Here is a 20,618-nt window from a genome sequence, read left to right as displayed (position 1 = left end):
GGCACTCAGGCGTCCTCGCGGCCGATCAGCGCCAGGCAGCGCCGCAGGTGCGGAGAGCCGTCGCCCTGGCGCCGGCTGACGATGATCGGCGAGGTCAGGGAGGCGTCGGCCAGGGCCTGGTAGGCGACGTCGTCGCGGTGCTGCAACTGCACCGAGGCCGGCACCAGGGTCGCGCCGAGTCCGGCGGCGACCAGGCCGATGGCGGTCTGCATTTCGTTGGCCCATTGCGTCACGCGCAGGCTCAGGCCGTGAGTGGCGAACAGCGCCAGCACATGGTCGGCGTAGCTCGGTCGCGGCTGGCCGGGGTAGAGCACGAACGGTTCGCGCGACAGGCGCTCCAGGCTCAGCGGCTGGCCGAGCAACGGGTGCCCGGCGGGCAGGGCGGCGACCAGCGGCTCTTCGCTGAGCACGCTCTGGCGGATCGCCGGGTCGTCGATGCGGATGCGTCCGAAACCGATGTCGATGCGCCCGCTCTTCAGCGCCTCGACCTGTTGCAGGGTGGTCATCTCCAGCAGGCCCAGCTCCAGCTCCGGGTCGCCGCGCAGGTGGCGGATCAGCTCCGGCAGCACGCCATACAGCGCCGAGGGCACGAAGCCGATGCCGAACCACTGGCGCTGGCCCTGGCCGATCCGCCGGGTGCTGTCGCAGATGCTCTCCAGTTGGTCCAGGAGCGTCGCGCTCTGTTCGTGGAAGAAGCGCCCGGCTTCGGTCAGGCGCAGCGGCCGGCCGCGCTCCAGCAGGGCCACCCCGAGCATTTCCTCGAGTTGCTGGATCTGCCGGCTCAGCGGTGGCTGGGCGATGTGCAGTTGCTCGGCGGCGCGGGTGAAGTTGAGGGTCCGGGCCAGCGCCTGGAAGTAGCGCAGGTGACGAAGCTCCATGATACCTCCAGGGTATGGTTCGAGAGGAAGATGATATTGGACCCCAGTGAAGAAGGCGATGGATGCTTGGCCGAAACGACGGCGAAACCCGCTCGGTATCGAGCGAGCCTTGAGCGGCGAACCGTCGAAAACCCGACCGCAACCCTGGTGGACCCCCGAGAATGAGCCAAGCCGTGATCCAAAGCCTCGAGTCGATCATCGTCGACCTGCCGACCATCCGCCCGCACAAGCTGGCCATGCACACCATGAACCGGCAGACCCTGGTGATCCTCCGCCTGCGTTGCAGCGACGGCATCGAGGGCCTCGGCGAAGCCACCACCATCGGTGGCCTGGCCTACGGCAGCGAGAGCCCGGAGAGCATCAAGAGCAATCTCGACGCGCATTTCGCCCCGTTGCTGCTGGGCCAGCCGGCGGACAACGTGAATGCCGCGATGCAGCGCCTGGACCGGCATATCAGGGGCAACACCTTCGCCCGCTCGGCGGTCGAGACCGCCTTGCTCGACGCCCATGGCAAGCGCCTCGGCCTGGCCGTCAGCGAACTGCTCGGCGGCCGCCTGCACGACAGCCTGGAGGTGGCCTGGACCCTGGCCAGCGGCGACACCGGCCGCGACATCGAGGAAGCCGAGCGGATGCTCGACCTGCGCCGCCACCGGCACTTCAAGCTGAAGATCGGCGCCGGTGAGGTGGATGCCGACGTGGCCCACGCGATCGCCATCAAGCGCGCCCTCGGCGAGCGCGCCAGCGTGCGGGTGGACGTCAACCAGGCCTGGGACGAAGGCGTTGCCCAGCGTGCCTGCACGACGCTCGGCGACAACGGCATCGCCCTGATCGAACAGCCCATCGCCCGCCACAACCGCGTCGGCCTGGCGCGCCTGAGCAGCCGCGGCGGCGCGCCGATCATGGCCGACGAGGCCATCGAGAGCGTCGAGGATGCCTTCCACCTGGCTCGCGAGGGCGCCGCCCCGGTGTTCGCCCTGAAGATCGCCAAGAACGGCGGACCGCGCGCGGTGCTGCGTAGCGCGGCGATCGCCGAAGCGGCCGGGATCGGCCTGTACGGCGGGACCATGCTCGAGGGCGGCATCGGCACCCTGGCCGCCGCCCACGCCTTCGTCACCCTCGACCGCCTGGCCTGGCACAGCGAACTGTTCGGCCCGTTGCTGCTGACCGAGGACATCCTCCTCGAGTCGCCGCGCTACCAGGATTTCCACTTGCACGTGCCGCGTGCGCCGGGTCTCGGCCTGGCGCTCGACGAAGAGCGCCTGGCGCGCTTCCGCCGGCGCTGAAGCCATTCCGCAGACAGAGGAGAAACGACCGATGCTGTTCCACGTGAAGATGACCGTGAAGTTGCCCGTCGACATGGACCCGCAACAGGCCGAGCGGCTCAAGGCCGAGGAGAAGGAAATGGCCCAGCGCCTCCAGCGCGAGGGCAGCTGGCGGCACCTCTGGCGGATCGCCGGGCACTACGCCAACTACAGCCTGTTCGACCTGCCCAGCGTCGAGGCGCTGCACGACACCCTGACCCGGCTGCCGCTGTTTCCCTACATGGACATCGAGATCGACGGGCTTTGCCGGCATCCCTCGTCGATCCATGCCGACGACCGCTGAGATTCCCTTCCCACGCCCGACAACAACAAGCAGAGGCAAACGCCATGACCGTGAAGATTTCCCAGACTGCCGACGTCCAGCGCTTCTTCGAAGAGGCCAGCGGCCAGCTCAACGAACGCGGCGATCCGCGCACCAAGGCCCTGGTGCGGCGCATCCTCGACGACACGGCGAAGTTGATCGAAGAGATGCAGGTCACGCCCGACGAATTCTGGAAAGCGGTGGACTACCTGAACCGCCTGGGCAGCCGCCAGGAGGCCGGCCTGCTGGCCGCCGGGCTGGGCCTGGAGCATTACCTGGACCTGCTGCTCGACGCCCAGGACGCCGAGGCCGGCCTCACCGGCGGCACGCCGCGCACCATCGAAGGGCCGCTGTACGTCGCCGGCGCGCCGCTGAGCGACGGCGAGGCACGGATGGACGACGGCCGCGACGCCGGCACCGTGATGTTCCTCCAGGGCCGCGTCAGCGGTCCCGACGGCCAGCCGCTGGCCGGAGCCATCGTCGACGTCTGGCACGCCAATACCCAAGGCACCTATTCCTACTTCGACAGCAGCCAGTCCGAATACAACCTGCGCCGGCGCATCCGCACCGACGCCGACGGCCGCTACCGTGCGCGCAGCATCGTGCCCTCCGGCTACGGTTGCCCGAGCGACGGCCCGACCCAGGAACTGCTCGACCGCCTCGGCCGCCACGGCCAGCGGCCGGCGCACATCCACTTCTTCGTCTCGGCGCCCGGCCATCGCCACCTGACCACCCAGATCAACCTGGCGGGCGACCGCTACCTGTGGGACGACTTCGCCTACGCCACCCGCGATGGGCTGATCGGCGACCTGCGCTTCAACGACGATCCCGCCGCGGCCCGCGACCGCGGCGTGGAGGGCGGACGCTTCGCTGAACTGGATTTCGACTTCCAGCTCCAGGCCAGCCCGGCGCCCGCCGCCGAGCGCCGCAGCCAGCGGCCGCGGGCATTGCAGGAGTAAGGCGGGAAACGGGGAGGGCGGCTGGTCGCTGGCGACCATGCCGCCTTCTTCCGCCAGGCGCGACGGCGGATAAAAAAAGGCGCCATGACTGGCGCCTCAGGACTTGTCCAAAGGAGCAACCCAAAAAGGACAAGTGTATTGCTCGGTGAATGGCTGCTCAGCCGTTGCCGTTCTTGCGCTCGGCGCATTTGCTGCGGTCGGTCTTCTGCGCTTGCGCTTCCAGTTGTTGCTTCTGCAGGCGCTTTTCGCGCAGTTCTTTCTGCGCGGCGCGGAATTCGGCGTTGTACTGCCAGGAGCGTTCGCTGCCGTCCTGGGCCTGGGCAGTGGCCGCGCCGGTCGCCAGCAGGGCGGCCAGCAGCATCGGGATGATCTTCATGGCAAACCTCTCGGGTTGGCTTGTCGCCGGGGCGAGGTATTCGTCCCGTTTGAGCAAAGAGTAAGAGCGGACGGATTACCCGAGGGTGAGTGGAAAATTACGTTTCCGATAACTTCGGCGATGCTCCGTTGCATGGCGGAGGAGTCTGCGCGAAGCGCATTAAGTGCGAGTTAAGATTGCGGAAAAGTAATCCCCGCCTCATGTCTGCGTCATTTCCCCGGTTCCAGAATCAGCCCCACGGTCAATGCCGGTTGCGGCAGGACTGCGCGGGGGCGCGATCGACCAGAAGTTCACGCACAGCCAGCGCCGCAAGGCATGGCCGCAGAAGAAAAACAGACATGAACCGATCTGGAGCAATCGCCATGCAAGGGGATGGAAAGAAACGACTGTGGACGCTTCCACTGCTGCTGGGCGCCGGACTGATGGCCTCGGCCGTCGCCGAGGAGAACGCCGAGCGGAGCAAGGAAGGTTTCATCGAGGGCAGCGAGGTCAACCTGCTGCTGCGCAACTTCTACTTCAACCGCGACTTCCGCAAGGGCCAATCGAGCCCGGCGGGCGGCGGCTATACCGAGGAATGGGTGCAGGGCTTCATGGCCAACTTCTCCTCGGGCTTCACCCAGGGCACGCTGGGCGTCGGCATCGACGCCTTCGCCCAGCTCGGCGTGCGCCTGGACAGCGGCGGCGGGCGTTCCGGCGCCGGCGGTAGCGTCGACCTGCTGCCCTATGACGACCAGGGGCGGCCGCAGGACGACTATTCGCGAGCCGGCGGCGCGGTCAAGCTGCGCTGGTACGGCACCGTGCTGCGGGTCGGCGACGTGTTCCCGGAAACCCCGGTGATCCAGTACGGCAACAGCCGGCTGTTCCCCTCCAGCTTCCGCGGCTTCACCCTGGTCAACGACAGCCTGGCGAAGGGCCTGACCCTGCAGGCAGGCAAGCTGAACTCGATGACCCAGCCGAACAGCACCAGCGGCAGCGACGACTTCTACAGCTTCTACACCGGCCGGCGCATCGACTCGCCGTGGGTCGCCTACGCCGGCGGCGACTACCAGGCCACCGAGCACTGGAGCGTCAGCCTCTACGGCAGCCGCCAGAAGGACGCCTGGGACCAGTACTACGCCGGCACCAGCTTCAACTATCCGCTGGACGACAAGCTGTCCCTGCTCGGCGGCGCCAACTACTACAAGGTCAAGGACCAGGGCAGGCAGGTGATGGGCGAACTCGACAACGACATCTGGAGCGTGCGCGGCGGCTTCGCCTACGGCCCGCACCAGGTGCTGCTGTCGTACCAGCGCAACAACGGCGACGACGACTTCGACTACCTGCGCCAGACCGACTCCATCTACCTGGACAACTCGATCCAGTACAGCGACTTCAACTCGCCCAAGGAACGCTCGCTGATGCTCCGCTACGACCTCGACATGGCCGCCTTCGGCGTGCCGGGGCTGAGCTTCATGACCCGCTATGGCAAGGGCTGGGACGCCGATTATTCGAATGCCAACAGCGTCTACATGCGCACCGACGCCAACGGCAACCCGCTGACCAACCAGGGCCGCTGGGAACGCGACGTGGAGGTCAAGTACGTGGTGCAGGGCGGCGCGGCCAAGGACCTGGCGTTCCGCGTGCGCCAGGCCACGGTGCGCTCCGACAGCTTCGAGTCGGACCTCGACGAAGTCCGCCTGATCGTCGAATACCCGCTGCAAATCCTCTGAAGGCGCGCCGCCGCCCCATCCGGGGCGGCGCTCTGCGACAGCCCGTTGCTGGCGGCTGCGCGGCGGCGCTGCTACTTTCCTCTGGGTAGGCGGGCCGAAGGGCGGTTCCTGGCCGGGCATGGCTTCGACCTGCCGGTGGGCGCCGCGACCCGAACCTCGGCCACGCCATTCCACCCATGCCGCCCGGGCACCGGCGTGCCCGTGGCAGCCCAGGCTACGGGCGCCGCGTAGCCAGCCAAGCGGGAGTCGACATGGCCTCGTGGACCTTGGTGGACGCCAGCGCGATCGCTGTCCGCCATCCCTACACCTTCTACAAACCGGACGCGGAGACCATCGACCGGGTCGCCGCCGGGGAAAGCGTCAAGCTGATCTTCGCCTTCGATACCGACAACCCCGATGCGCCGCGCGCCGAGCGGCTCTGGGTGACGGTCGAGGGCATCGAGGCGGATGGCGCCTTCAGCGGCCGCCTGGACAACTATCCGCAATACATCCGCGACCTGTCGCTGGGCGAGCGCATCGTCTTCGAGGCGCGACACATCATCAACACCGAGCACGACCCGCGGGAAACGCCGATCTCGCGCTATGCCCGGCGCTGCTTCGTGACGCGCCGGGTGATAGACGAGGGGAAGGCGGTCGGCTACCTCTACCGCGAGGCGCCGGAAGAGGAAAACGACAGCGGCTGGCGGCTGATGGCCGGCGACGAGTCGGACGACTACATGAATACCGCCGGGACCACCGCCTACGTCAGCCTGGGCTCGGTGCTGAACGCCGACGACAGCATCCTGCCGCTGCTCGACGCGCCGCCGGGACGGGCGTTCGAGCGGCTGGCCGACGGTTCCTTCATCGAGGTGCAGGGACCGGAGGGTTGAGCCTCAGCCTGGCAGCTCGGCGAGGAAGCGCTCCAGGCGCTCGGCCAGGGCCAGGTAGTCGTCGGGACTGCGGTTGCTGCCCATCTTTCCCGACCTGACCCGCCTGGCCTCGCTGCGCTCGCGCTCGGCGCGGCTGGCGAGGGCCAGGCGCAGGGCGCTGGCCCGCGACGGCGACTCCTCCAGCAGCGGTCGCGCCATGATCCGCGCGGCGTCGGCGTCGCCGTATTGCAGGGCGAGGAGCACCGTATTCGGGTCGGAGATCGCGCCGAGCCGCAACAGGCGTTCGGCCAGGAGCGCATCGAGGTGCGCGGCGCCAATCTGCAGGCTGTCCTGGTGCACCGCGACGCCCTGGTCGAGCAGCCATCTGGCGGCCTCCAGGCGCCCGCGGGCGAGGCAGGCCTCCAGCACGCCGCCGCGTCCGCGCAAGGTTTCGGCGAAGTCGCAGCCGGCATCGCGCAGGCGTTGCAGCAGGTCGATATCGCCGTCTTGCGCAGCTTCGGCCAGGGCCAGTTGACGCAGCCTTGGCTCGGCGGCCAGGCTGCCGTCGGCGAGGGCCGGCCGCCAGTCGAGGATGCGCTGGCGCAGCAGGACTTCCAGGCGGCCCTTCAGCGCCTTGCCGGGCTCCCCGGCGGCCTCCAGGGCGTCCAGCGCTTCCAGCAGCTCGTCGGCCACGCCGCAGGCGTTCTCGGCGTCGAACGGGTCCTGTTCGAAGGACAGCAGGCGGAACAGCCCGCCGACGTCGTCGGCCAGGCGCGTCACCGAATCCTGGTGCAGGCGTCCGGCCCAGGCCGGCGGCAGGCCGTGGCTCCAGGCGATTACCGTGCCATACTCGGGGCCGGGTTCGACGCAGACGTAGAGCCGCTCCAGGTACTCGAAGCCACCGAACGGCAGGTAGGCCAGCTTGCCGTTCCAGTCGCGGCCTTCTTCTGCCGCGGCTTCCGCCGCCAGCTCGCGCTCGTGTTCGATCCAGCCCCAGAGGTCGTGGTAGCCGTCGCTGTCCGGATAGAACAGTTCGCTGAAAGAGAACGGGTGGCGGTGGCCGTCGTAGTCGACTTCCAGGTCATAGCCGAGGCGCCCGCCGAAACAGGTGCGCCAGAGGCGCAGCAGGTCTTCTGGAATCGGTCCGGCCAGGCCTTCGGCAAGACGCTGGACGTGTTCGGCGGACACCGGCGGTTGGGCGTCGTATACCACGCAGCCGTCGAACACGGCCAGGCGATGGGCCAGCAGGAGTTGGCGTTCGGCGGGGGAGAGTTCCATTCTCTGTGGTCCTGTCGATTCGGGGCGGCCACTCTAGCACGGCGAGGGTGCGCGTTCCGCAACGCCTTGGCTATCATGCGCGGCTTTCCATCCGCCCTGGCCGGAGTCCGTCGAACCATGCACACCTTGCAGCAACTGCGCAGCGGCGAACTGGCCGGCGCCACGCGCCTGGACCTGTCCTGCGGCCTGCGCGAGTTCCCCCGGGAAATCTTCGAACTGGCCGACTCACTGGAGGTGCTCAACCTCAGCGGCAACGCCCTGGACAGCCTGCCGGACGACCTCGGCCGGCTGCATCGTCTCAAGGTGCTGTTCTGTTCCGCCAACGACTTCGCCGAATTGCCGGCGGCGGTGGGCGACTGTCCGGCGCTGAGCATGGTCGGCTTCAAGTCCAACCGCATCGAGCGGGTGCCGGCCGCGGCCCTGCCGCCGGCGTTGCGCTGGCTGATCCTCACCGACAACCGCATCGCCACGCTGCCCGAGGAACTGGGCCGCCGGCCGTTGCAGAAGCTGATGTTGGCCGGCAACCGCCTGGAGGCCTTGCCCGAGAGCATGGCCGCTTGCGAAGGCCTGGAACTGCTGCGGATCGCCGCCAACCGTTTCCAGCGCCTGCCGGCCTGGCTGGCGACGCTGCCGCGCCTGGCCTGGCTGGCTTACGCCGGCAACCCGTTGTGCCGCCTGCCGGCGCTGGCCGACAGCGGCATCGCCGCGCTGGACTGGAGCGAGCTGAGCCTGGAAGGGCTGATCGGCGAAGGAGCCTCCGGGGTCATCCATCGCGCCGGCTGGCACCAGCCGGACGGCTCGACGCGCACGGTGGCACTGAAGCTGTTCAAGGGCGAAGTGACCAGCGATGGCACCCCCGCCAGCGAGATGGCCGCCTGCCTGGCGGCGGGGCGCCATGCGCAATTGATCGAGGTGCTCGGCCGGCTCGCCGGGCATCCGCAAGGGCGCGACGGGCTGGTGCTGGAGCTGCTCGACGACGCCTATCGCAACCTGGCGGGGCCGCCGAGCCTGGAGTCCTGTACCCGCGACGTCTATCCGCCGGGACTGCGCTTCGAGCTGGCCACGGCGCTGCGCCTGGCGGCCTCGCTCGCCGGGTTGATGGCCCATCTGCATGGACGCGGCATCAGCCATGGCGACTTCTATGCGCATAACATCCTCTGGCGCGAGGAGGGTGCCTGCCTGCTGGGCGATTTCGGCGCCGCGTCCTTCCTCCCGGACGACGCCGTGCTCGCCGGCGCCCTGCGGCGCCTGGAAGTGCGTGCCTTCGCCTGCCTGCTGGAAGAGTTGCTCGAGCGCAGCGAGGCGCTGCCGGGGCAGGCCTCGCTACGTGCGGCGCTGGTCGAGTTGCAGCGACGTTGCGCGCTGCCACGGGTGAGCGAGCGGCCGGACTTCGGCGAGATCCAGGCGATCTTGCGCGACCTTGCCGCTCGCAGCCAGGCGTTTCCTCAAGTTCGATGAATTTGCCCGAGATTGACCGCAGGCTGATAAATATCAACGCAGTTCTAGCGGGCTTGGAGCTAGACTGACAAGTATGTCAGGAACGCGGCCAACGAGGGTAAACATGGATTCCTACGGCGTCACTTTCGCAATCATCGTGCTGGGCATGCTCTTCATCGGCACGGGTTTCACCAAGCGCGACACGCCGTTCGGCCTGTTCCTCATGTGGGTCGGGGTGATCTGCATGCTGGCCATCATCAGCTACCGCATCTATATCGCCACCCATTACTGAAGCGCCACCCGCGCCTGCAATGGCGGGCGCGGAGGTCCGCCGCTCAGTCGCGCGTCTCGCCCATGGCCCGGGCATAGCCGGACGGGGCGAAGCGCAGGGTCACCAGCAACATCGCCACCACGCTCGCCGCGAGCAGCAGCCAGGAGGCCTGGAAGCTGCCGGTGGCGTCGCGCAGCCAGCCGGTCAGGTAGGGCACGATGCCGGTGATGATGAAGCCGATGCCTTGCACGAAGGCCGCCAGGCTTCCCGCCGCACGCGGCTCGTGGAGGTGGTCGAGGGTCAGGGTCAGGCTGAGGGCGAAGCAGGCGCCCAGGCCGTAGCCGATCAGCGCCACCCACAGTGCCGCGTGCTGCAGCGGCATCAGCAGCAGGCCGCAGAAGCCGCCGAGCTGGACCAGCAGCGCGGCCAGCAGCCAGGGCCGGCGGTCGAGGCTGCGGCGAATCAGCAGCGGCACGCTGAGCGCGGCGAGCACCTGGAAGATGGTCATGATCCCGACCAGCCCGCCGCTGTCCTGGGCGCTCCAGCCGAGCTGGCGGTAGTACACCGGCAACCAGGCCACCATGCTGGTGTAGCCGCCGTTGATCAACCCGAAATACACCGCCAGCAGCCAGCCACGGCGATTGCCGAAGAAGTGCCGGACCGGCCCCTCGCCAGCGCTCGGCAGCACCTCCCTTGGCCGCGCGAACATCCACAGCAGCAGCGCCAGCAGGGCCGGTACGGCCCAGGCGCCGAGGCCGGCCTGCCAGTTGGAGAAGTGTTCGGCGATCCGCGGGCTGAGCACCGCCGCGGTTCCGCCGCCGGCCATCAGCGAGGCCGAGTAGAGGCCCATCGCCGCCGGGACCCGCCTCGGGAACCAGCGCTTGACCACGCCCGGTACCAGCGCCTGGATGATCGCCACGCCGCTGCCGGCCAGCGCGGCGCTGGCGATCAGCGCCAGCCCGCTATCCAGTTCCAGGCGCCAGAGGCAGGCCGCGGCGATGGCCAGCAGTCCGCAGACGATGCCGCGGTGCTCGGCCAGCCAGCGCCCGAGCCAGGGCAGGAACAGCGCCACCAGGCCCATGCAGAGCACCGGCAACACCGTCAGCAGCGACGCGCCCTGGAAGCCGAGACCGGTGCCGGCGGTGATTTCCTCGAGCAGCGGGCCGATGCCGGTGAGGATCGGTCGCAGGTTGATGCCGAGGCAGAAGATCACCAGCAGGCCGACCCAACTGACCTCCGCCGCGCCGACGCCGGTGGCGGCCTGGCCGCCGGAAGGGATTCGCGCGCTCATGCCTGGCGTTGCCGCCATTGCCGGTACAGACCCTCTTCGCCGGCAGGACGCAGGGCGCGTAGCGGCAGGCTCTGCCGCTGTGGCGGGCGCGCCATCTCGGCGTAGAGCGTGGCCGTGGACAGGCCGAACGGTTCGCCGTCCTCGTTGGAATAGGCGAACCAGGCCGCCTGGATGCCGCAGAGATGCATGGCGGCCAGACACATCGGGCAGGGATGGCCGCTGGCGTAGATCACACAACCGTCCAGACGCGGGCTGCCGAGCGCCTGACTGGCCTGGCGGATCGCCTGCAGTTCGGCGTGGGCGCTGGGATCGTGGGTCTCGTGGATCTGGTTGACGCCGCGGGCCAGGACCCGCCCGTCGCGCACCAGCACGGCGCCGAACGGGCGGCCGCCGGCCTCGACGTTGGCGCGGGCGAGGGCGATGGCCTCGCGCATGAAGGTTTCATCGGACATGTCTTTCTCCTTCGCTTTCATTGGGCGCCGGCGGCCAGCAGCAGCCGCTCGATCCCGCCCTGGCCGCGCTGGCGGGCGTGGGCCAGCGGGCTGACGCCGTCGGCATCGGCCAGGTTGACGTCGGCGCCGGCGTCGATCAGCAGGCGCACGATCTCCTGGTGGCGCGGACCGCCGTCACTCAGCAGGATCGCCTCGAGCAGCCCGGTCCAGCCGAGCTTGTTGACATGGTTGGGATCGGCCCCGGCTTGCAGCAGCGTCTTCACCACTTCCACATGGCCGCGTTCGCAGGCCGGGATCAGCGCGGTGCCGCCATAGCGGTTGGTACTCTTCAGGTCGGCGCCGTGGAGCAGGGTCAGGCGCAGGATTTCCAGGCGGCCCTCGGCGCCGGCCAGCAGATACGGGCTGTCGAGCCGGCTGTTCTGCCGGTTGACGTCGGCGCCGGCCTCGATCAACTGGCGCGCCACCGCCAGGTGGTCGTTGGCGGTGGCCAGCAGCAGCGGGGTGCTACCGTCGGCGCTGGGCGCGTCGACCTCGACCTTGCGTTCGAGCAGGCTGGCGACCTGCGCGGTATCGCCGCGACGCGCGGCTTCGAGCAATGCTCCGGCGTCGCTCGCGCCGGCGCCTCCGCTGAATGCTGCGCAGACCAGCATGGCTCCGCTCCTGCATAGATTGGCCAGGGACATGTCGATGGGCTCCGATAGGCGTTGGCGAAAAGTATGGCGTCGATGTCATGTATGCTGAAATTAAATGATGTAATGCCTTTCAGTGGGAGTGTGCATGCTCGATCTGGTCCTGCTCCGTACCTTCGTCAGCGTTGTCGACACCGGCAACTTCACCCGCGCCGGCGAACACCTGCACCTGACCCAGTCCACCGTCAGCCAGCAGGTCATCCGCCTCGAACAGAACCTCGGTTGCCGCCTGCTCGACCGCAGCCAGCGGCAGGTCTTGCCGACCGAGGAAGGCGAGCGCCTGCTTGGCTACGCGCGGCGCCTGCTGCGGCTCTCGGACGAGGCCAGCGAGGCCCTCAGCCCGGCCCATGGCGACGGTGTGCTGCGCCTTGGCGTGCCGGAAGACCTCGCCGGCGAAGTGCTGATGCCGGTGCTGACGCGCTTCACCGAAGAGCGTCCGCGACTGCGCCTGGAGGTCGAGAGCGGTCTCAGCCATCACCTGCTGCGCCTCTATCGCAGCGGCGAGCTGGACCTGCTGCTGGTCAAGCAGTGGGGGGCCGACAGCGACTGCCATGCACGCTGGGCCGAGCCGCTGGGCTGGTTCGGCAGCGCCGCGCGGCCGTTCGGCGAGGGTTCGCCGGAGGAGCCGGTGCCGCTGGTGGTGTTCCCGGTCGGCGCGCTGTATCGCCAGGAGATGATCCATGCCCTGGAGAGCATCGGGCGTCGCTGGCGCATCGGCTATTCCAGCGCCAGCCTGGCCAGCCTGGTGGCCGCGGTCGGCGCCGGACTGGGGGTCAGCCTGCTGCCGCTGGGCTGCGTCGGGCCCGAGCATCGCCTGCTTGGCGCGCAGGCCGGCTTCCCGCCCATCGCTGGCCTGGAGCTGGCGCTCTACGCGCGGCCCGAGCTGGACAGCGCCGGGCGCACCCTCCGCGACCGCCTGCGCGACCTCTGCGATGCACGCCTGGAAGGGTTGCAGGGCGAGCGCTGAGCACTGTCTCCGGGCTATGATCCGGCTCCCTCAGCGAATGGACACGGAAGCCCGCCACATGTCCCGACCCACCCTGCAAGTCGACCTGCTGGTCGAGTCCTTCAACTACAAGGCCTGGTCCGACCGCCGCACCCTCGATGCCATCGCCCGGATCGACGCCGAGGCGTTCCCGGCCTCGCTGGCCTTCGCCTTGCAACAGCTCAATCACATGGCGATCGTCGAGGAACTGTTCAGGGCGCGCCTGCTGGGCGAGCCGGCGCCCCACCAACAGACCAACAGCGAGGTGGTGCCTGGCTACGACGTCCTGCGTCGCCGGCTGGAGGATTCGGCCGCCTGGTTCGCCGGCTATGTCGCCGAGCTGCCGCTGGAGCGTCGCGGCGAATGGCTGCGCTTCCGCTTCGCCGATGGCCGCGACGGCGGCATGACGCGCCAGGAGATCCTCTTCCATATCGTCAACCATGGCACCTACCATCGCGGCGCCATCGGTCATGCCCTCGACCTGGCGGGCGCGCCCCGGCCGGCGGATACCTACACCCTGTATATCCACTCCGCGCAGCCGGAGCGGCGGGAATAGCCCGCGGCAATGGCCGCCGAGCCTCTACGCCATCGCCGAGAAACGACGTGGGGCTCGACCGAGCGTCCGCCCCGCGCTGCGCATAAAAAAGCCCCGCGACCAGGAGCTGCAATCGCGGGGCTGGAGTGGCCGATTTCCATCGGCCGGGGATAGCCGGTTCAGGCGCTGGGTTGCCAGCCACCGCCGAGGGAGCGGTAGATCGCCACGATGCCGCGGTACAGCTCGACCTCGGCCTGGGCCTGGGCATCTTCGGCGGAGAGTTGCTCGCGTTCGGCGTCCAGCAGCACCAGGAAATCGGTGGTGCCTTCGCGGTAGCGGATCGCCGCCTGTTGCGCGGCGGCGCGGCTGGCTTCCGACTGGCGGACCAGCGAGACCAGGCGCTCCTGGCGCTTGCCATAGTCGCTGAAGGCATTCGCCGATTCTTCCAGGGCCAGCAGCACCTGCTGTTCGTAGCTGGCCAGCGCGGCGTCGGCGTCGGCCTTGGCGCCGCGCAGGCGGGCACGCACGCTGCCGAGGTCGAAGGCGGCCCAGCTGATGCTCGGGCCGACGCTCCAGGCGCGGGCGGCGCTTGAGCCGATCTGCGAGCCCCGCCCGGCGGTGAAGCCGAGGAAGCCGCTGAGGCTGACCCGCGGGAACAGGTCGGCGGTGGCCACGCCGACGTCGGCGGTGCTGGCGGCCAGGCGCCGTTCGGCGGCGCGGATGTCCGGTCGGCGGCGCAGCAGCTCGCCGGGATCGCCGATCGGCAGGGCCTTGGTGATCGCCGGCAGGTCGCGCGGCGAAAGGTCCACTGTCAACTCTTCCGGCCGTTGGCCGAGGAGGGTGGCGATACGGTGCCTGGCGCGCTCGGCTTCCGCCTGCAGTTGCGGCACGCTGGCGGCGGTGGCCGCCAGGCGCGCATCGGCGCGCAGTACGTCGAGTTCGGCACCGACCCCGGCGTCGCGCAGTTGCTCGGTGAGCTGGCGCGACTCCTTCTGGTTCTCCAGGTTGCTCAGGGCAATCTTCTCGCGCAGTTGCGCGCCGCGCAGCTGGCCGTAGGCGTCCACCAGCTCGGCGATCAGGCTGACCTGCAGTTGCTGCAGGTCGGCCTCGGCCGCTTCGCTGAGGGCGTCGCTGGACTCCAGCTGACGGCGGATGCGCCCGAACAGATCAAGCTCCCAGGCGCTATCCAGGCCAAGGTCGTAGCGCTCGCTGTTGACCCGGTCCTCGGTCACTCCCGGTTGCTGGCCCTTGCCGATGTCGGCGCTGGCGCGGCTGGTGACCACCGGGAAGCGATCGTTGGCCACGTCGTCGCGCAGGGCGCGGGCGGCGCGCAGGCGGGCGAAGGCCACGCGCAGGTCGCGGTTGCCGCTCAGCGACTGCTCGACCAGTTGGTTCAGAGTCGGATCGTCGAACTGTTTCCACCACAGGCTTTCGAAGCGGCTGCGGTCGTAGGGCTTGCTCGCCGTGGCGTCGATCTTCGCCGCCGCGGTGTCGGGGGTCCGGTAGTCCGGACCCACCGTGCAGGCGCTGAGCGCCAGCAGACTGAACAGACCCAGGGCGGGCGCGAGCCCGCTCCGGATCGACTGCGCGTGAATCATGCATGCACCTCTGGCAGGCCTTTGTCGTTGGCGGCGCGGCGCGCTTCGCGGTTCTCCACGAAGCGGCGGATGAGGACGTAGAACACCGGCGTCAGCAGCAGGCCGAAGAAGGTCACCCCGATCATCCCGGAGAACACCGCCACGCCCATCGCATGGCGCATCTCGGCGCCGGCGCCGGTGGAGATCACCAGCGGCACCACGCCCATGATGAAGGCGATGGACGTCATCAGGATCGGCCGCAGGCGCAGGCGGCAGGCTTCCAGCACCGCGGCGACGCGGTCCATGCCTTCCTCCTGCTTGTCCTTGGCGAACTCGACGATCAGGATCGCGTTCTTGCACGCCAGCCCCACCAGAACGATCAGGCCGATCTGGGTAAAGATGTTGTTGTCGCTGCCGGCCAGGATCACCCCGGTGATCGCCGACAGCAGGGTCATCGGCACGATCAGGATCACCGCCAGCGGCAGGCTCCAGCTCTCGTACTGGGCGGCCAGCACGAGGAAGGCCAGCAGCACGCAGAGCGGGAAGACGAACAGCGCGGTATTGCCGGCGAGAATCTGCTGGTAGGTCAGCTCGGTCCACTCGTAGGTCATGCCGTTGGGCAGTTCCTCCTTCAGCAGCTTCTCGATCGCCGCCTGCGCCTGGCCGGAGCTGTAGCCCGCGGCCGGGGCGCCGTTGAGTTCGGCGGTGATGAAGCCGTTGTAGTGCATCACACGGTCCGGACCGGAGGTGTCGCTGACCTTGATGAAGGACGCCAGCGGGACCATCTCGCCGAGGTTGTTGCGCACCTTCAGCTGGCCGATCTGCTCGGGTTCGAGGCGGAACTGCTGCTCGGCCTGGACGTTGACCTGATAGGTACGGCCGAAGCGGTTGAAGTCGTTCGCGTACAGCGAGCCGAGGTAGACCTGCAGGGTGTCGAAGATGTCGCTGATCGCCACGCCGTGGGTCTTGGCCTTCTCGCGGTCGATGTCGGCGTCGATCTGCGGCACGTTGACCTGGTAGCTGGAGAACACCGAGCTGGGTTCCAGCTCAGGCAGCGCACGGGCCTTGGTGATGATGTTCTGGGTCTGCTTGAACAGCTCCTCGTAGCCCTGGTTGCCACGGTCCTCGATCTGCAGGCGGAAGCCGCCGATGGTCCCCAGCCCCTGTACCGGCGGCGGCGGGAAGATCGCGATGTAGGCGTCCTGGATGTCGGCGTACTTGGCGTTCAGCGCGGCGGCGATGGCACCGGCCGACTGGCTCGGGTCCTTGCGCTCGTCGAACGGCTTCAGCGGGGTGAACACGATGCCGCTGTTCGGGCTGTTGGTGAAGCCGTTGATCGACAGGCCGGGGAAGGCCACCGAGTCCGCCACGCCGGGCTGCGCCAGGGCGATCTCGGACATCTGCTTGATCACCGCCTCGGTACGGTCCAGGCTGGCCGCGTCGGGCAACTGGGCGAAGGCCACCAGGTACTGCTTGTCCTGCTGCGGGACGAAACCGGTCGGGGTGCTGGAGAAGCCGAAGTAGGTCAGCACCATCAGCCCGCCGTAGACCAGCAGGGCGATCGAGCTGCCGCGCAGGACCCGGTTCACCGTGCCGACGTAGCCATGGCTGGCGCGGTCGAAGAAACGGTTGAACGGACGGAACAGCCAACTGCCGAGGAGCTTGTCGAGGAACACCGAGAAGCGGTCCTTCGGCTCGTGGTGGCCCTTGAGCAGGACCGCCGCCAGCGCTGGCGACAGGGTCAGCGAGTTGAACGCCGAGATCACCGTGGAGATCGCGATGGTCAGGGCGAACTGGCGGTAGAACTGCCCGGTAAGGCCGGAGATGAACGCGGTCGGGATGAACACCGCGCAGAGCACCAGCGCCGTGGCAATGATCGGCCCGGTCACCTCGCGCATGGCACGCTTGGTGGCTTCCACCGGCTTGAGGCCGAGGCCGATGTTGCGCTCGACGTTCTCCACCACCACGATGGCGTCGTCCACCACGATGCCGATGGCCAGCACCAGGCCGAACAGCGACAGCGCGTTGAGCGAGAAGCCGAGCATGTGCATCACCGCGAAGGTGCCGATCAGCGACACCGGCACCGCGGCCAGCGGGATGATCGAGGCGCGCCAGGTCTGCAGGAACAGGATCACCACCAGCACCACCAGCACCAGGGCTTCGAACAGGGTGTGCACCACCGCCTCGATGGAGCCGCGGACGAAGATGGTCGGGTCGTAGACGATGGAGTAGTCCATGCCTTGCGGGAAGCTGTGCTTCAGCTCGGCCATCTTCTCCCGCACCAGGTTGGAGATCTCGATGGCGTTCGAGCCGGGACGCTGGAAGATCGGGATCGCCACCGCCGGCTTGTTGTTCAGCAGCGAGCGCAGGGCGTACTGGTTGGAGCCCAGCTCGACCCGGGCGATGTCGCGCAGACGGGTGATCTCGCCGTTGGCGCCGGCGCGGATGATGATGTTCTCGAACTCTTCCTCGGTGACCAGGCGACCCTGGGTGTTGATCGACAACTGGAAGCTGGTATCGCTCGGCGCCGGCGGCGCGCCCAGGGTGCCGGCGGCGACCTGGCGGTTCTGCTCGCGGATGGCGTTGACCACGTCGGTGGCGGTGAGGTTGCGCGAGGCGACCTTGTTCGGGTCCAGCCAGACGCGCAGCGAATAGTCGCCGAGGCCGAACAACTGGACGTCGCCGACGCCGTCGAGGCGGGCCAGTTCGTCCTTCACGTTGAGCACCGCGTAGTTCGACAGGTAGAGCATGTCGTAGCGGTTATCCGGCGAGGTCAGGTGCACGACCATGGTCAGGTCGGGCGAGGCCTTGTCGACGGTGATGCCGAGCCGGGTCACTTCTTCCGGGAGCTTCGGCTCGGTCCGGGTGACGCGGTTCTGCACCTGCACCTGGGCGTTGTCCAGGTCGGTGCCGAGGGCGAAGGTGATGGTCAGGGTCAGCTTGCCGTCGGAGGTCGACTGGGAGGACATGTAGAGCATGTTCTCCACCCCGGTGATCGCCTGTTCCAGGGGAGAGGCGACGGTCTCGCCGATGACTTTCGGGTTGGCGCCGGGGAAGTTGGCGCGGACCACGACGGTCGGCGGCACCACTTCCGGGTATTCGCTGATGGGTAGCTGGAACAGGGAGATGGCGCCGCCAATCAGGATCAGCAGCGACAGCACCGCGGCGAAGATCGGCCGCTGGATGAAGAATTGGGAGAAATTCATCGGTTCTTCCTATCGCCGCGCTCAGCCGCGCGGCTCGTTGCGAGTGGCGTTGTCCTTGGACGCCGCCACCTTCGGTGGTTCGCTGTCGCCGACCGACTGCCGCAGGCGCGCGAGGGTGGCCAGGGTGTCGGCGCTGGCCATCTCGACCTTCTGCGGATCCACCCGCATGCCCGGGCGGACCCGCTGCAGGCCATTCACGACGATCCGGTCGCCCTTGCTCAGGCCGCTGCGGACGATGCGCAGGCCCTCCAGCTTCGGTCCCATCTCGACGGTGCGGTAGACGGTCTTGTTGTCGCCATCCAGGACCAGCACGAACTTCTTGCCCAGGTCGGTGCCGACCGCTTCGTCCTTGATCAGGGTGGCGGCGTAGGTCTTGCTGCCGACCAGCTTCAGGCGCACGTAGAGGCCCGGGGTGAACTCGCCCTTGGCGTTGTCGAACACGGCGCGGCCGCGGATGGTGCCGGTACGCGGGTTGACCTGGTTGTCGAGGAAGTCCAGCCGGCCCAGGTGCGGGTTGCCGTCCTCGCTGCTCAGGCCGAGGTACACCGGGCTCTCGCTGCGCGTGTCGCGACCGGCCTGGCGGGCCAGCTCGACGTACTTGAGGAACACGCGCTCGTCGGCGTCGAAGTAGGCGTAGACCTTGTCGGTGCTGACCAGGGTGGTGAGCAGGGTCTCCCCGGAGTTGACCAGGTTGCCGGCGGTGACCTCGGCGCGGCTGACGCGACCGTCGATCGGCGCGGTGATCCGGGTGAAGCTCAGGTTCAGGCGTGCCGCGTCCAGTTGCGCCTGGGTCGCGGCGACCGCCGCCTTGGCTTCCTGGGCGGCGGTGGTGCGGGCGTCGGCGAGTTCCGCGGAGATCGCGTTGCTGGCGCGCAGGCGTTCGCCGCGCTGGGCTTCGTTGACGCTCCGCGCCTGGGCCGCGCGGGCCTGTTGCAGCTGGGCTTCGAGGCGCTTGACCTCGGCCTCGAACGGGCGCGGGTCGATCTGGAACAGCAGGTCGCCTTTCTTCACCAGGGCGCCTTCATGGAAGGCCACGCGGTCGATGTAGCCCGATACCCGCGGGCGCAGCTCCACCGATTCCGGGGCTTCCAGGCGGCCGGTGAATTCGTCCCACTCGTTCAGCGGTTGTTCGATGACTTCGGCGACGCTGACCTTGGGCGCCGCCATGCCTTGGGTGGTTTCTGGGGCCTTGCCGCAGGCGCTCAGGACCAGTACGGCCGCGAGTGCGAGGGGGTAGCGCCAGAAGAAGTGGGATGACTGTACCATGCTTGACTCCGCCAGTCGGTTTTTCGGGATTGGCGAAGTCTGCGGGCTGCTCCGGCAGGGAACTAATCGAACGATGAGATTTTGATTATCACGAACAGTGATACATGGTTTTTCGTTTTCTGTAACAGTCCATGGTTATGGACAGTGCTTTCGATGGAATAAGCCACAGGCTCGCGGTGCGCGATCGATTTCCCCGTTGCGACGCCTCGTGCGGGTAGTTGCCGGAGGGCTCAGAGACTGTCCGGATCGCCGATGAACATGCTGATCCGCGAGCGCAGCCAGCGTTCCGCCGGGTCGTTGTCCTGGGCGCCGCGCCAGGCCATCGACAGTTCGAAGGCGCGGGTCTCGAACGGCGGGTCCTCGGCGCGTAGGCCGCCGGCGGCGATCAGCGCCTGGGCGGCGTAGTCGGGCACGGTGGCGATGATGTCGGTGCCGGCGAGGAGGGTGCCGAGGCCGTTGAACTGCGGCACCGCCAGGACCACCTTGCGCTTGCGGCCGAATTTCTCCAGTTCCTCGTCGACGAAGCCGCTGAGGTCGCCGGCGAAGGACACCAGCGCGTGCGGTCGCGCGCAGTAGTCGTCGAGGGTCAGCTGGCCGGGCGCGGAGTCGGCGCGGAGGATCTTCGGCTTGCTGCGGCGCACGGTCTTGCGCTTGGCGTTGGCCGGCAGTTCGTCGGTGTAGCTGACGCCCACCGAGATCTCCCCCGAGGCCAGCAGGTTCGGCATCAATAGATAGTTGGCGCGGCGCACGACGAGGACGATCCCCGGCGCCTCCGCGCGCAGGCGGCGGAGCAGGGGCGGCAACAGGCCGAACTCGACGTCGTCGGAAAGGCCGATGCGGAACACCGCGGTGCTGGTCGCCGGATCGAACTCGCTGGCGCGGCTCATGGCGGTGGAGATGGAGTCCAGCGCCGGCGACAGGTGGGCGAAGATTTCCTGGGCTCGCGCGGTGGGCTCCATGCTGCGTCCGGTACGGACGAACAGCGGGTCGTCGAACAGCGTGCGCAGGCGCGACAGCGCGGCGCTGATGGCCGGCTGGCCGAGGAACAGTTTCTCTGCGGCGCGGGTCACGCTGCGTTCGTGCATCAGAGTCTCGAACACGATCAGCAGGTTCAGATCGACGCGGCGCAGGTCGTTTCGGTTCATGGCGTTCCTCGTTTCCAGGGGCTAGAGGCTGCAACCGCGGGGGCTCGCCGTCAAGCCTTGCGTGCGAGACGGGGCGGGGCCTGGCGAGGTGCC

19 protein-coding genes are annotated in these 20,618 nt (G+C 68.4%); 9 read left to right on the top strand and 10 right to left on the bottom strand.

From position 1 onward, the window contains the following. Window positions 1–5: 5 nt before the first annotated feature. On the bottom strand, window positions 6–878 hold the full coding sequence (locus tag VQ065_RS18250) for a LysR family transcriptional regulator (protein ID WP_003089870.1): 873 nt from the start codon (window positions 876–878) through the stop codon (window positions 6–8). 161 nt (window positions 879–1,039) lie between these two features. On the opposite strand from VQ065_RS18250, the gene VQ065_RS18245 reads away from it, so the two are divergent. The 3 genes from VQ065_RS18245 to catA are packed head-to-tail and all read left to right on the top strand — an operon-like array spanning window position 1,040 to window position 3,460. After that, entirely contained in the window at window positions 1,040–2,161 is a 1,122-nt protein-coding gene (locus tag VQ065_RS18245; RefSeq protein WP_003109542.1) for a muconate cycloisomerase family protein, read from the top strand. A gap of 31 nt (window positions 2,162–2,192) precedes the next feature. Further along, window positions 2,193–2,483: a muconolactone Delta-isomerase gene (gene catC, locus VQ065_RS18240; RefSeq protein WP_003089864.1), complete on the top strand. Its 291-nt coding sequence runs from the start codon at window positions 2,193–2,195 to the stop codon at window positions 2,481–2,483. A gap of 44 nt (window positions 2,484–2,527) precedes the next feature. Next, window positions 2,528–3,460, top strand: coding sequence for a catechol 1,2-dioxygenase (gene catA / locus VQ065_RS18235; RefSeq protein WP_003089863.1), 933 nt, complete (start codon window positions 2,528–2,530; stop codon window positions 3,458–3,460). Between the two features lie 157 nt (window positions 3,461–3,617). Here the strand turns inward: catA and VQ065_RS18230 are convergent, their stop codons facing one another. Further along, a complete protein-coding gene (locus VQ065_RS18230; RefSeq protein WP_003089862.1) occupies window positions 3,618–3,836 on the bottom strand; it encodes a hypothetical protein in 219 nt (72 codons plus the stop codon). A gap of 362 nt (window positions 3,837–4,198) precedes the next feature. Between VQ065_RS18230 and VQ065_RS18225 the strand changes: the two genes are divergently transcribed. Both VQ065_RS18225 and VQ065_RS18220 read left to right on the top strand, forming a co-directional pair. Next, window positions 4,199–5,545 (top strand): OprD family porin, encoded by a 1,347-nt coding sequence (locus VQ065_RS18225; protein ID WP_003089861.1) that lies wholly within the window; start codon window positions 4,199–4,201, stop codon window positions 5,543–5,545. Window positions 5,546–5,796: 251 nt separating this feature from the next. Further along, a complete protein-coding gene (locus VQ065_RS18220; RefSeq protein WP_003089860.1) occupies window positions 5,797–6,414 on the top strand; it encodes an immunity protein Imm33 domain-containing protein in 618 nt (205 codons plus the stop codon). A 3-nt stretch (window positions 6,415–6,417) separates the two neighbouring features. Here the strand turns inward: VQ065_RS18220 and VQ065_RS18215 are convergent, their stop codons facing one another. Continuing rightward, window positions 6,418–7,671, bottom strand: a complete 1,254-nt coding sequence (locus VQ065_RS18215; RefSeq protein WP_003089853.1) for an SMI1/KNR4 family protein — start codon at window positions 7,669–7,671, stop codon at window positions 6,418–6,420. Window positions 7,672–7,788: 117 nt separating this feature from the next. Here VQ065_RS18215 and VQ065_RS18210 point away from each other — a divergent pair, with 117 nt between their 5' ends. Further along, on the top strand, window positions 7,789–9,129 hold the full coding sequence (locus VQ065_RS18210) for a leucine-rich repeat-containing protein kinase family protein (protein WP_003089851.1): 1,341 nt from the start codon (window positions 7,789–7,791) through the stop codon (window positions 9,127–9,129). A 103-nt stretch (window positions 9,130–9,232) separates the two neighbouring features. After that, window positions 9,233–9,400 (top strand): hypothetical protein, encoded by a 168-nt coding sequence (locus tag VQ065_RS18205; protein ID WP_003089849.1) that lies wholly within the window; start codon window positions 9,233–9,235, stop codon window positions 9,398–9,400. A 43-nt stretch (window positions 9,401–9,443) separates the two neighbouring features. Here VQ065_RS18205 and VQ065_RS18200 read toward each other — a convergent pair whose 3' ends face one another. From VQ065_RS18200 to VQ065_RS18190, 3 genes are read right to left on the bottom strand one after another with little or no spacing between them, the layout of a single operon-like run. Then, on the bottom strand, window positions 9,444–10,670 hold the full coding sequence (locus VQ065_RS18200; RefSeq protein ID WP_003089846.1) for a CynX/NimT family MFS transporter: 1,227 nt from the start codon (window positions 10,668–10,670) through the stop codon (window positions 9,444–9,446). Beyond that, window positions 10,667–11,122 carry a nucleoside deaminase gene (locus tag VQ065_RS18195; RefSeq protein ID WP_003089844.1) on the bottom strand — a complete coding sequence of 152 codons (456 nt, stop codon included), beginning with the start codon at window positions 11,120–11,122 and terminating at the stop codon, window positions 10,667–10,669. Before VQ065_RS18195 ends, VQ065_RS18200 begins: the two co-directional genes overlap by 4 nt. Before the next feature lie 17 nt (window positions 11,123–11,139). Further along, window positions 11,140–11,772, bottom strand: a complete 633-nt coding sequence (locus tag VQ065_RS18190; RefSeq protein ID WP_003089842.1) for an ankyrin repeat domain-containing protein — start codon at window positions 11,770–11,772, stop codon at window positions 11,140–11,142. 127 nt (window positions 11,773–11,899) lie between these two features. On the opposite strand from VQ065_RS18190, the gene VQ065_RS18185 reads away from it, so the two are divergent. Together VQ065_RS18185 and VQ065_RS18180 are read left to right on the top strand one after the other, a co-directional pair. Continuing rightward, window positions 11,900–12,778 (top strand): LysR substrate-binding domain-containing protein, encoded by an 879-nt coding sequence (locus VQ065_RS18185; RefSeq protein ID WP_003089840.1) that lies wholly within the window; start codon window positions 11,900–11,902, stop codon window positions 12,776–12,778. A gap of 58 nt (window positions 12,779–12,836) precedes the next feature. Further along, on the top strand, window positions 12,837–13,352 hold the full coding sequence (locus VQ065_RS18180) for a DinB family protein (RefSeq protein WP_003089838.1): 516 nt from the start codon (window positions 12,837–12,839) through the stop codon (window positions 13,350–13,352). A gap of 158 nt (window positions 13,353–13,510) precedes the next feature. Here VQ065_RS18180 and oprN read toward each other — a convergent pair whose 3' ends face one another. The 4 genes from oprN to mexT all read right to left on the bottom strand — a co-directional run bounded on the left by oprN (window position 13,511) and on the right by mexT (window position 20,525). Next, window positions 13,511–14,929, bottom strand: a complete 1,419-nt coding sequence (gene oprN / locus VQ065_RS18175) for a multidrug efflux RND transporter outer membrane subunit OprN (RefSeq protein ID WP_003089836.1) — start codon at window positions 14,927–14,929, stop codon at window positions 13,511–13,513. Beyond that, window positions 14,926–18,114 (bottom strand): multidrug efflux RND transporter permease subunit MexF, encoded by a 3,189-nt coding sequence (mexF, locus tag VQ065_RS18170; RefSeq protein ID WP_003089834.1) that lies wholly within the window; start codon window positions 18,112–18,114, stop codon window positions 14,926–14,928. The genes oprN and mexF overlap by 4 nt, the downstream gene beginning before the upstream one ends. A gap of 21 nt (window positions 18,115–18,135) precedes the next feature. Continuing rightward, on the bottom strand, window positions 18,136–19,380 hold the full coding sequence (mexE, locus tag VQ065_RS18165; RefSeq protein ID WP_003089831.1) for a multidrug efflux RND transporter periplasmic adaptor subunit MexE: 1,245 nt from the start codon (window positions 19,378–19,380) through the stop codon (window positions 18,136–18,138). 230 nt (window positions 19,381–19,610) lie between these two features. Then, on the bottom strand, window positions 19,611–20,525 hold the full coding sequence (mexT, locus tag VQ065_RS18160) for a multidrug efflux system transcriptional regulator MexT (RefSeq protein ID WP_003089829.1): 915 nt from the start codon (window positions 20,523–20,525) through the stop codon (window positions 19,611–19,613). Window positions 20,526–20,618 lie beyond the last annotated feature (93 nt).

Origin of the sequence: Pseudomonas sp. KBN10P06128, assembly GCF_037574945.1 — a bacterium.
GTDB classification, from domain to species: domain Bacteria; phylum Pseudomonadota; class Gammaproteobacteria; order Pseudomonadales; family Pseudomonadaceae; genus Pseudomonas; species Pseudomonas aeruginosa.
Note: the sequence above shows the minus strand (reverse complement) of the source record. Positions and strands in the feature narration are given on the sequence as shown.